Below are 10,663 nucleotides of genomic sequence, written 5' to 3'. Positions count from 1 at the left end.
CATTCTCTTTGTCATCCTGAGGCACGAAGGATCTTGTTCCTTAAAAGCGGAACTGACAAGAGATGCTTCCTATCGTCAGCATGACAAAAACGAAAATTATGTTGTAATAAATACTTTCCATTACTTAGTTACCTTCTGGCTGTCATATTGTTATTAGGTATTGTTAATAAATAAGGATAAACAGGAAAGGCAAAACAACAGCTGCTGACTATAGTGAAAGGTGAATGACCTTTTATTCTGTATTTTTTATAACTTTGCTTTATAAATTAAGATGAAGCAATGCCAGTAAATATACCAAATAATCTTCCGGCAATAGAGATCCTTAAAAAAGAGAATATCTTTGTGATGAGCCAGTTGCGTGCAGACGAGCAGGATATACGTCCTTTGCGTGTGCTCATTCTCAATCTCATGCCAATAAAAATAATGACGGAGACCGATCTTATAAGGTTGCTGTCGAATAACCCTTTGCAGGTAGAGGTCGAATTTCTGAAATTGAAAACGCATCTTTCCAAAAACACATCTGAGGAACATCTGTCTATGTTCTATAAAGAATTTGACGATATAAAGGACTATTTCTATGATGGCATGATTATTACAGGCGCACCCGTAGAATTGCTCGATTTTGAAGAAGTTTATTATTGGGAAGAAATATCATCTATTTTCGATTGGGCCCGAGTACATGTTACATCCACTTTGTATATCTGCTGGGCTGCGCAGGCAGCTATGCATCATTTCTATGGAGTGAAGAAAGTACCGCTTCCGGAAAAGATGTTCGGGGTATTCAAGCATATTGTTCACGATAAACGTTTTCCTCTGTTTCGTGGATTCGATGACGAATTCTATATTCCTCATAGTCGCCATACGACTGTTATGCGCGATGATATATTGAAACACGATGAATTAAAAATACTTTCAGAGTCTGACGATTCTGGTGTAGGTATAGTAACTTCGCGGGGAGGAAGAGAATTTTATTTGACAGGACATTCTGAATACGCGCCATACACCCTTCATAATGAATATATAAGGGATATGGAGAAAGGGATGGATATAAAAAAGCCTCTCAATTATTATAAAAATGATAATTCTGCCAATCCTCCTGTCGTTCTTTGGTCGGGGCATGGGAATCTTCTGTTTAATAATTGGTTGAATTATTTTGTATATCAGGAAACTCCATATGATAAGACCAAGATTAAAGATTTAGGAGAACTTGATCTGATGAATCAAAAATAAAAGAGGGTGTGTCAAAAGATTTATTTTTTAGTATACTTCGCAACACAGCCTTCAATACAAGGATAGTATACATACAAGACCGAATTTTTAATTTCGAAATGAATCTCAACAGATAAATGTTTGCTTTTGGACGGTGTAATAATTCCTGATGCCTCTGAATTTTCGGTAATTCTATATACTCCGTGACTAGAAGAATTTGAATCAATCGTGTTTTCAGAAAGGGAGCCGTTTGACGTGATCTCGAGGTTCTTCTTAAATATCAACGTCTTGTTGCTTTCGACCTTTTGGAAAGTACCGCTTCCATCTCCCGGATCATTATTTATTTCTTGTAATTTCCATGTACCGATTAAATCGAGAGGAATACCCTTGTCGTCAGATGAACAAGAAAATAATAACATCATAGTACAGAAGACAGCTAACACTTTTTTCATCTTATCAGGTTTTTAATGGCTATATATATATATGATGCGAAAAGATGTAAAAAGTTGCATGAGCTTATTATTTTGATTTGTAAAAATCTATTGCTTTGTTTTTGTATAATCTGTAATTTTGTAATTATTTCAATCAAACACCTTGCTTAAAGTCCGAAAAATAGAATTGTTGGCTCCGGCAAAGAATCTGGAGTGTGGTATCGAGGCCATCAATCATGGCGCCGACGCCGTATATATCGGTGCGCCTAAATTTAGTGCAAGGGCGGCTGCCGGAAATACGTTGGAGGATATAAAGGCGTTAGCTGAATATGCTCATTTGTATAATGCCAAAGTATATGTTGCCCTGAATACTATCCTTAGCGATAAAGAACTGAAAGATGCCGAAAAACTGATTTGGCAATTATATCGTGAAGCTAAGGTGGATGCCCTGATAATACAGGATATGGGGATAACGATGCTCGATTTGCCTCCGATAGCTCTGCATGCCAGTACGCAGATGGATAACAGGGGTGTGGAAAAAGTGAAGTTTCTGGAAAAAGCAGGATTTCGCCAAATAGTACTTCCGCGAGAATTAAACATCGATGAAATAAAGGAAATAGCCTCGCATGTAAATACTCCTTTGGAGGTTTTTGTTCATGGCGCATTATGTGTATGTTATAGCGGACAATGTTACCTGAGTGAAGCCCTTTCCGGGCGAAGCGCCAATAAGGGAGCTTGCGCGCAGTATTGCCGATTGCCTTATACATTAGTTGATGCTGAAGGGGAAGAAATAATGGCTAAGAAGCATTTCTTATCCATGAAGGATTTCAATTTATCTGAAAACCTGGAGGATTTGTTAGAAGCCGGAGCTACATCCTTTAAAATAGAAGGGCGGCTGAAAGATATGTCATACGTCAAAAATGTGGTCGCCTATTATCGCAAACGACTGGATGAAATATTCCGGAAGTATCCTGAATATCAAAAAGCTTCTTCCGGAAGTTCTACTTACATGTTTACTCCCAATCTCGAAAAAAGTTTCAACAGGGGATTTACCAAATATTTCCTCAATGGGCGCGATAAGGATATATGGTCGTTAGATTCACCTAAATCGGTAGGTGAGCCGATTGGCAGAATTACAGATGTAACTACGAAATTTATAAAGATAAATACCACACATAAAATAAATAACGGGGACGGTCTTTGTTTTTTCAATAATAAGAAAGAGTTAGAAGGGGTTCATGTTAATAGGGTAGAGGGTGGATTTATTTATCCGTCTGCTTTACCGAATCTGAAAAAGGGAACTTTTGTATATCGTAACCATGATCACGAATTTGAAAAGCTTTTGTCTAAAAAGTCGGCGGAACGGAAAATTGAAGTTACGATTGATGTCAATGAACTTCCGTTTGGCTACTCCCTGCAAATAACAGACGAGGACGACAACTATGCCGTTTTGAACTTCGATTACGAAAAACAGATAGCACAAAAAGATCAAACCGAAAATATATATCATAATCTAAGTAAAACGGGTACAACAATATTTAAGGTTGCCCGTGTGAATGCAAATAGGAGCAATAGTTGGTTTATCCCCGCTTCGGTATTGTCTGAATGGCGAAGGTTGTTGACGGATAAATTGCTGTCTGTGCGAAATATCAGGTATCGTCAGGAAATAGTGCCCAATAAGCAAACTTCGCATGCATTTCCTGTAAAGAATATCACCTACTTGGGGAATGTAATGAATGACCGGAGCCGGCAGTTTTATGTTCAGCATCAGTCTCATGTAAGCCAACTGGCTTTTGAAAGACAAGCTCAAAAAGATGTGCCTTTGATGTTTACACGGCATTGTATAAAGCAATCGTTAGGTTGGTGCCCTAAAGAAAAAAGTAGCCAACATCCTTATAAAGAGCCATTTTATTTAATTTACAATAGTACACGGCTACAACTTGCGTTCGATTGTAAAATTTGTGAAATGAAAGTTTACAATACATCCCTGCCTGATAAATAATTTCTCTATCTTTGAACTCTATATTTGAGACAATATGTTGAAGAGAATTTTTAAATATACATGGCCTCCAATGATTATTGCGGTCATTATATTCTACCTGTGCTGCCTTATTCCTACGAATGATATTCCTGATGTGGAATTTGATTTTTTTATCCCAACGGATAAGATCGTACATTTTCTTATGTATTTCGGGTTATCTATTGTTGCCTCTTTCAATTATATTTATGATAAAAAAGGCAAAATTATAATACTAAAGCTGGTCGCTTTTGCTGTATTGGTTCCTATTATTTACGGAGGATTAATAGAAGTTTTACAAGCTGAATATTTTACTGAAAGAAGCGGCGATTGGTATGATTTTCTGGCTGATGCATCAGGCTCTTTAGCCACATTGCCGTTTTCATTATGGTTCAGACGTTATCTATTAAATAAACAACTAGAAGAAGAGTTATGAAAAAAATATTACTTGTCTTGCTTACTTTGTCTTTTGCTGCAAGTCTTTTCTCACAGGAAGAATACAAACATCAGTATAAAGTTAAAGTTGGGGATACTGCTCCCGATTTTGAAATGAGCTTACCAAATGGTCAAAAAGTGAAGTTGTCTTCGCTCAGAGGCAAGGTAGTTATGCTGCAATTCACTGCCAGTTGGTGCGGAGTATGCAGAAAGGAAATGCCACATATAGAAAGTGAAATCTGGTTGAAACACCAAAATAATCCGGATTTTGCACTATTCGGTGTCGATAGAGACGAGCCGGCTGAAACAGTTCTTAAGTTTACAGAGTCGACAGGCGTGACATACCCTATCGGGCTCGATCCCGATGGAGATATATTTGGCTTGTATGCCGATAAGAAGGCCGGTATTACACGTAATGTCATTGTAGATAAGGCTGGTAAGATAGTGATGCTGACAAGACTTTACGATGTAGAAGAGTTTAATGAAATGGTGAAAGTAATAAATTCGTTATTAGAGGCTCAATGAGTATTGTTATCATCAAATATAATGCGGGAAATATCTTTTCTGTAGAGTCGGCATTCAAAAGATTGGGTATAGATGCTGTCGTTTCGGCGGATTTGGAGATAATAAGGAAAGCCGATAAAGTTGTTTTTCCGGGGGTGGGAGAGGCAAGTACTACAATGCGGCATATGCACCGGTTGGGATTAGATGCTTTAATTCCATCATTAAAACAACCTGTTTTAGGTATTTGTCTCGGCATGCAGCTGATGTGTGCGCATTCCGAAGAAGGTGATGTCGATTGCCTGGAAATATTTGATGCGGAAGTAAAACGTTTTGTTCCGCAAAAACATGAGGACAAAGTACCTCATATGGGTTGGAATTCTATCACTAACGTGAAGAGCCGAATGTTTGATAACTCTATGGAAAGAGAATTTGTCTATTTTGTCCACAGTTACTATGTGCCTGTTGGAGAATATACGGCAGCGACAACCGATTATATAAATCCATTTAGCGCGGCACTACATAAAGATAATTTTTATGCTACTCAATTCCATCCGGAAAAGAGCGGTAGTGTAGGCGAAAAGATACTGCTGAATTTTTTGAATATATAGATTATTCAGCTATTCCACATTTCGTATCCGCCATCGATGCTGTAAACATCGGTAAAACCTTCCTCCGATAGAAATTGAGCTACAATTTGGCTACTATTTCCATGATAACACATCACCAGTATAGTTATATTTTTGTCTGTATTCGCCAGAAAGGCTGGTAAAGAGTCTTGATTAATATGAATAGCTTTACTATCGTGATCTGCATTGAAACTTTCTGTGTCGCGGATATCTAAAAGGAGTCCCGGGTTATTTTTTAATATTTTTTTAGCCAATAAAGGCGATATTCTTTTGACTGACATTTTTTTTAGAGTATAGTTCAACGAGTATAACAAATAATTTAGAGGTTAGTTCGGTTAAGTTTTCGCTGCGAAATACAGATCAGTCCGGTTATCGTCAATAGTCCATTGAGTAATAGTATCTCATATCCGACCTGATAGTTCCAGAACCTGAGTAAAATAAATTCTGTCAGGTAGCTGATGGCAGGGGCGAGGATACAAACAACAGGAGCAAATTTATCTTTTATGCTCATTTTAGTGAATAATCCGAAAAAGAATAACCCAAGTAGAGGCCCGTATGTGTATGACGCCAGTTTATATATCGTATCCAGAATGCTGTTTTGGTTTATCCGGTCTATAAAGAGTATAATAGTGAAAAAGACAAGGCATACCAGTAAATGTATCCTTGAGCGGATCTTTCTTGATGTTTTCGGGTCTTTCTTTTCTGTCTCGAGTAAGTCTACGCACGTTGATGTTGTGATGGAAGTTAAGGCGGAGTCGGCATTGGAAAATGAGGCAGCAATAATTCCTATGGTAAAGCAGACTAATACAGGAAATCCCAGATATTCAGTGGCGAGCATAGGGAGAATCTGATCTGATTTTTCAGGTAGAGCGATGCCCTGTGCGGAAATAAAGGCTAGCAGTAGGATACCCAATGATAGAAAAAGATAATTCATCGGTATAAATCCGAAGCCATATGTCACCATATTTTTCCGGGCGTCTTTCAGGTTTCTGCACGTAAGGTTCTTTTGCATCATATTCTGGTCTAAACCTGTCATCACTATCACGATAAATATACCGCTAAGGAACTGTTTAAAAAAGTTTTGCCTCGATGTCCAATCATCGAAAATGAAAATGCGACTGTGTTGACTTGTACGCACAGTATCGATCACCTGAGAAAAATCAAAACCGAGTTTAGATGCAACTTGCCAGATAATGAGTGTAAGTGCGGCCAGTAAACATATTGTTTGTAAGGCATCTGTCCAAACTATAGTTTTCATACCACTCTTATGCGTATAAGCCCAAATGAGTATAATTATGCCGGCTACTGTTGCATAAAGCGGGATATTCCACTGGTCAAAAATTAATGTTTGCAGAATCAATGCAATCAGGTAGAGTTTCGATGCCGACCCTATAATTCGTGAAAGAATAAAGAAGGAAGCTCCTGTTTTATATGAAAAATTTCCAAAACGCATTTCCAGATATCCGTAAATAGATGTCAGGTTGAGTTTGTAATAGAGTGGAAGTAAAACAAAAGCAACAATAAGATAACCGGGAAAAAATCCCAATACCATTTGCATGTAGCTCATGTCAAATTGTCCGACCATTCCGGGAACAGAAACAAATGTCACTCCTGATATAGAATCACCCAACATGCCAATAGCTACTATATACCAAGGAGATTTTTTGTTGCCAAGAAAAAAAGCATCATTATCATTTCCCTTTTTACTGACGAAATAAGATATAAGCATCAGTAATCCGATGTACACGGCGATAATAATAAGCATCGATATTCCCATGTCGGTTTGTTTCGGGTTACATTTGTTTTGTTAACTGTTGTTTCGACGCCAAAGATATTGCTTTCGACCCATAAAATATGTTTCATCCTGACAAAAAGTCTGTTAATAGTGTTAAAATAACAATAAAGAATTTTGACGTGGTTAAAAGTGTTAAAAAATGAACTTCCGCTGTATCAAGTGTACGGATTTTGTATATAAATTTGAAACAGATTTTGAAATAAAACTATAAAAATACTTGCGTATGAAAAAAATTTGGAAAAATATTTCAACCTATGTGGTGGTTGCATTGGTGAGTATAGGTGCAACATATGGAATGTATACTTATTTGGACTACAAACGTGGTTATAGTTCGGCTGATTCTTATAATTACGGGAATGAGTTCGATCAAAGCGGTGTTCGTTTAGCCTCGCTGACTTCGGATGGGTATCCTGATTTTACGAAAGCTGCCGAAAATTCGATCCATGCAGTAGTACATATAAAATCTACGGTAAAATCGTCAGCGCCGGCCGGAAATCAAGGACAGCAAAGGCGTAGAATGATAGATCCTTTTGATTTCTTCTTCGGAAACCCTGGAGGAGGAGATGATTACCAATATGGAAGTCCGCAGCCAAGCGTAGGTTTCGGCTCAGGGGTGATTATATCTAAGGATGGTTACATAATCACAAATAACCATGTAATTGATAAAGCGACCGAGATAGAGGTGACATTGAACGATAATAGTAAATATACGGCAAAACTTGTCGGCGCAGACCCTCAGACAGATATCGCCTTGTTGAAAGTTGAAGGGAAAGAATTTCCTTATATTCCTTTCGGAGACTCTGATAAACTCAAGGTTGGAGAATGGGTGTTGGCTGTAGGTAATCCGTTTAATCTGACATCGACTGTGACGGCTGGTATTGTCAGCGCCAAAGGTCGTACCGGTATGGGCGGAATGTCGGGAAATAGTCGTGTGAATCAGGCTATCCAATCTTTTATACAAACAGATGCTGCAATAAATAGAGGTAATAGCGGTGGAGCTTTAGTGAATACAAATGGAGAGTTGATAGGTATAAACACAATGATTTATTCCCAGACAGGAGATTTTGCCGGTTATGGGTTTGCAGTGCCTATTTCTATTGCAGGAAAAGTTGTTGCCGACATGAAAGAATATGGAACAGTTCAGCGCGCTGTTTTAGGTGTGTTGATTCAGGATATTTCATCGGCAAAAGAAGTTGATCCGAAAATGGCCAGAAATGAGGAAGATAGAGCAGAGTTAGAGAGGATACAGCGACTTACGAAAGATATTAAAATTACCGAAGGCGTTTTTGTCGCCGGTTTTGCTGAACAAAGTCCCGCAAAGCAAGCTGGGATACAGGAAGGTGACGTTATTGTAACTATCAATGGGGTAAAAGTGCGAACCTCGGGAGAACTCCAGGATCAGGTAAACAGATTCCGTCCGGGCGATAAAGTAAAAGTAGATATTGTGCGTGGCGGTACAACAAAATCTTATGATGTAACGCTTAAGAATAATTCAGGTAATACGTCCGTAGTAAAGAAAGAAGACGGAATCGCTACTGTGGGAGCTTCATTCAAGGATCTTTCAGACGATAAAAAGAAAAGTTTAGGTATCAGTTATGGTGTAGAAGTAACCGGAGTTGATAACACCGGAAAATTCCACAAAGAAGGTATTGTAAAAGGGTTCGTTATCCAAAAGATAAATAACCAGCCGGTATCTTCAGCAAATCAGGTGGAAGGTATTATAGCTTCTACAGCCAATAGTCAGGATAAGGCCTTATTCATTTCAGGGATAACTCCGACAGGTGCAAGAAAATATCATGCTGTCGATCTGGGTGAATAAATATTGATAAAAGCTAAATAACGCTTAAGCATAAACAATACGTTAGCTTAAGCGTTATTTGTCTATACAGACTTACAAAATAGGGTTCTATATTATTAACTTAAAACAATTGTAAATAATCAAATAAGGTGAAGATGTATGACATTTTTTCGCTATATTTGCAGACATTTTTGGGGTATTAAAATGTATATATCTACATATGAGGCAGTTAAAGATTACAAAGTCAATTACTAATCGTGAAAGTGCGTCTTTAGACAAGTATTTGCAAGAAATTGGTCGTGAGGACCTGATTACAGTCGAGGAAGAAGTCGAGTTGGCACAAGCCATAAAAAAAGGAGATAGGGCGGCACTCGAAAAACTTACAAGAGCAAATTTAAGATTCGTGGTTTCTGTTGCAAAACAATATCAGAATCAAGGATTAAGCTTGCCTGACTTGATCAACGAAGGAAACTTGGGACTAATCAAAGCTGCGGAAAAATTCGACGAAACCAGAGGATTTAAATTTATCAGTTATGCGGTATGGTGGATTCGCCAATCTATATTGCAGGCATTAGCAGAACAATCGCGTATCGTGCGTCTGCCGCTCAATCAGGTAGGCTCGCTGAACAAAATCAGCAAGGCTTTTTCTAAATTTGAGCAGGAGAACGAACGCAAACCTTCAGCAGAAGAACTTGCCGAACAGTTAGACATACCGGTTGATAAAATTGCCGATTCGTTGAAAGTTTCAGGCCGTCACATATCAATGGATGCGCCATTTGTGGAGGGTGAAGACAATAGCTTGTTGGATGTACTCGTAAATGATGATGCTCCGATTGCCGACCGTACGTTGATAAATGAGTCTTTGCAACAAGAAATTGAGCGGGCTCTATCAACTTTGACAGAAAGAGAAAGTGAAATTATCAAAATGTTCTTTGGTATAGGGTATCAGGAAATGACCCTTGAAGAAATCGGTGATAAATTTCAATTGACACGTGAGCGTGTGCGTCAAATTAAGGAGAAAGCAATCAAGCGTTTAAGGCAAAATTCACGAAGCAAATTATTAAAAGGCTACTTAGGTTAAGAGTTTTAATCTATGTATGAAAAATAAAAGGGGCTGTTTTAGCCCACGAGAGGCCGGAAGAAATTTCTTCCGGCCTCTCGTGTTAATATAGGCAAGCTTGGTTCATAAATATGATGCAGGAGGAGTTTTTAAGAATAAATTAAAGAAAATTATCACCCTAGTTGCAAAATAGGTAAAAAATAGGTAAAAAATAGGTAAAAAATAGGTAAAAAATGGGTAATAATAGTGTAATAATAGGTCATAATATGTAATAATATTTTGAACACCGGCATCTATCTTTGTCGCTGCTTTATGAGGGTGTGTCAAAAGTATTTTTACTTTCTTTTTGTCATGTTGAATGGAGTGAAACATCTCGTTTCTCAGGGTTGAGATCCTTCGTTGCACTCAGGATGACAAAGAGGGTAGCACATTGATAGTGCTGTCCTGCTTTTGACACACACCCGCCTGAAAATGCAGGAATCCTTTAGCGCAGGATGGCGTTTTCTTTGTCGGGTTATTTTAGGACGGAACAATTCTATGAAAAGAACAGACAGTTTAAGCGGATTATTTGCCATTTTTTTTATGGCGCGAACCTTCATTTTTCCCTCTGAAAATTTGGAAGTTAGCTGTATAGCCTTCTTTATCCTTAGTCCGATAAACATAATATAATAAATACATGAACAAAATGAAAGTGAAACTTACGATTATTATACTGCTGCTCACAGCTTATGGCGGGGCAGTTTCCGCGCAGGTGACTGTCGGCGAAGGCACACCTGCCCAGATTTTTT

Annotated in this window: 10 protein-coding genes; 7 read left to right on the top strand and 3 right to left on the bottom strand. The window is 38.2% G+C overall.

Going from position 1 to position 10,663, the window contains the following annotated elements:
* Positions 1-279 precede the first annotated feature (279 nt).
* A complete protein-coding gene (metA, locus tag ACYPZI_RS15025; RefSeq protein ID WP_459603038.1) occupies positions 280-1,230 on the top strand; it encodes a homoserine O-acetyltransferase MetA in 951 nt (316 codons plus the stop codon).
* 20 nt (positions 1,231-1,250) lie between these two features.
* Here metA and ACYPZI_RS15020 read toward each other — a convergent pair whose 3' ends face one another.
* Positions 1,251-1,661, bottom strand: coding sequence for a lipocalin family protein (locus ACYPZI_RS15020; protein ID WP_459603036.1), 411 nt, complete (start codon positions 1,659-1,661; stop codon positions 1,251-1,253).
* 142 nt (positions 1,662-1,803) lie between these two features.
* On the opposite strand from ACYPZI_RS15020, the gene ACYPZI_RS15015 reads away from it, so the two are divergent.
* From ACYPZI_RS15015 to hisH, 4 genes are read left to right on the top strand one after another with little or no spacing between them, the layout of a single operon-like run.
* A complete protein-coding gene (locus ACYPZI_RS15015; RefSeq protein ID WP_459603034.1) occupies positions 1,804-3,642 on the top strand; it encodes a peptidase U32 family protein in 1,839 nt (612 codons plus the stop codon).
* Between the two features lie 34 nt (positions 3,643-3,676).
* Positions 3,677-4,093, top strand: a complete 417-nt coding sequence (locus tag ACYPZI_RS15010) for a VanZ family protein (protein WP_459603032.1) — start codon at positions 3,677-3,679, stop codon at positions 4,091-4,093.
* Positions 4,090-4,617, top strand: a complete 528-nt coding sequence (locus tag ACYPZI_RS15005) for a TlpA family protein disulfide reductase (protein ID WP_459603030.1) — start codon at positions 4,090-4,092, stop codon at positions 4,615-4,617. Before ACYPZI_RS15010 ends, ACYPZI_RS15005 begins: the two co-directional genes overlap by 4 nt.
* On the top strand, positions 4,614-5,204 hold the full coding sequence (gene hisH / locus ACYPZI_RS15000) for an imidazole glycerol phosphate synthase subunit HisH (RefSeq protein WP_459603028.1): 591 nt from the start codon (positions 4,614-4,616) through the stop codon (positions 5,202-5,204). Before ACYPZI_RS15005 ends, hisH begins: the two co-directional genes overlap by 4 nt.
* 5 nt (positions 5,205-5,209) lie before the next feature.
* On the opposite strand, the gene glpE is transcribed toward hisH, so the two are convergent.
* Positions 5,210-5,503 (bottom strand): thiosulfate sulfurtransferase GlpE, encoded by a 294-nt coding sequence (gene glpE / locus ACYPZI_RS14995; RefSeq protein ID WP_459603026.1) that lies wholly within the window; start codon positions 5,501-5,503, stop codon positions 5,210-5,212.
* A 38-nt stretch (positions 5,504-5,541) separates the two neighbouring features.
* Positions 5,542-6,999: a sodium:solute symporter gene (locus ACYPZI_RS14990; RefSeq protein ID WP_459603024.1), complete on the bottom strand. Its 1,458-nt coding sequence runs from the start codon at positions 6,997-6,999 to the stop codon at positions 5,542-5,544.
* A gap of 241 nt (positions 7,000-7,240) precedes the next feature.
* Here ACYPZI_RS14990 and ACYPZI_RS14985 point away from each other — a divergent pair, with 241 nt between their 5' ends.
* A complete protein-coding gene (locus ACYPZI_RS14985; protein ID WP_459603022.1) occupies positions 7,241-8,836 on the top strand; it encodes a Do family serine endopeptidase in 1,596 nt (531 codons plus the stop codon).
* A gap of 199 nt (positions 8,837-9,035) precedes the next feature.
* Positions 9,036-9,896 carry a sigma-70 family RNA polymerase sigma factor gene (locus tag ACYPZI_RS14980; protein ID WP_459603020.1) on the top strand — a complete coding sequence of 287 codons (861 nt, stop codon included), beginning with the start codon at positions 9,036-9,038 and terminating at the stop codon, positions 9,894-9,896.
* Positions 9,897-10,663: the final 767 nt, after the last annotated feature.

The sequence above is a fragment of the Dysgonomonas reticulitermitis genome, from assembly GCF_054601275.1.
Note: the sequence above shows the minus strand (reverse complement) of the source record. Positions and strands in the feature narration are given on the sequence as shown.

What these genes read in the sequence shown, in the direction of transcription:
- ACYPZI_RS15010 (WP_459603032.1), top strand. Translation starts at nt 3,677, where the DNA reads ATGTTGAAGAGAATTTTTAAATATACATGGCCTCCAATGATTATTGCG.
- ACYPZI_RS14985 (WP_459603022.1), top strand. Translation starts at nt 7,241, where the DNA reads ATGAAAAAAATTTGGAAAAATATTTCAACCTATGTGGTGGTTGCATTG.
- ACYPZI_RS15005 (WP_459603030.1), top strand. Translation starts at nt 4,090, where the DNA reads ATGAAAAAAATATTACTTGTCTTGCTTACTTTGTCTTTTGCTGCAAGT.
- ACYPZI_RS15020 (WP_459603036.1), bottom strand. Translation starts at nt 1,661, where the DNA reads ATGAAAAAAGTGTTAGCTGTCTTCTGTACTATGATGTTATTATTTTCT.
- glpE (WP_459603026.1), bottom strand. Translation starts at nt 5,503, where the DNA reads ATGTCAGTCAAAAGAATATCGCCTTTATTGGCTAAAAAAATATTAAAA.
- ACYPZI_RS14990 (WP_459603024.1), bottom strand. Translation starts at nt 6,999, where the DNA reads ATGGGAATATCGATGCTTATTATTATCGCCGTGTACATCGGATTACTG.
- metA (WP_459603038.1), top strand. Translation starts at nt 280, where the DNA reads ATGCCAGTAAATATACCAAATAATCTTCCGGCAATAGAGATCCTTAAA.
- hisH (WP_459603028.1), top strand. Translation starts at nt 4,614, where the DNA reads ATGAGTATTGTTATCATCAAATATAATGCGGGAAATATCTTTTCTGTA.
- ACYPZI_RS14980 (WP_459603020.1), top strand. Translation starts at nt 9,036, where the DNA reads ATGAGGCAGTTAAAGATTACAAAGTCAATTACTAATCGTGAAAGTGCG.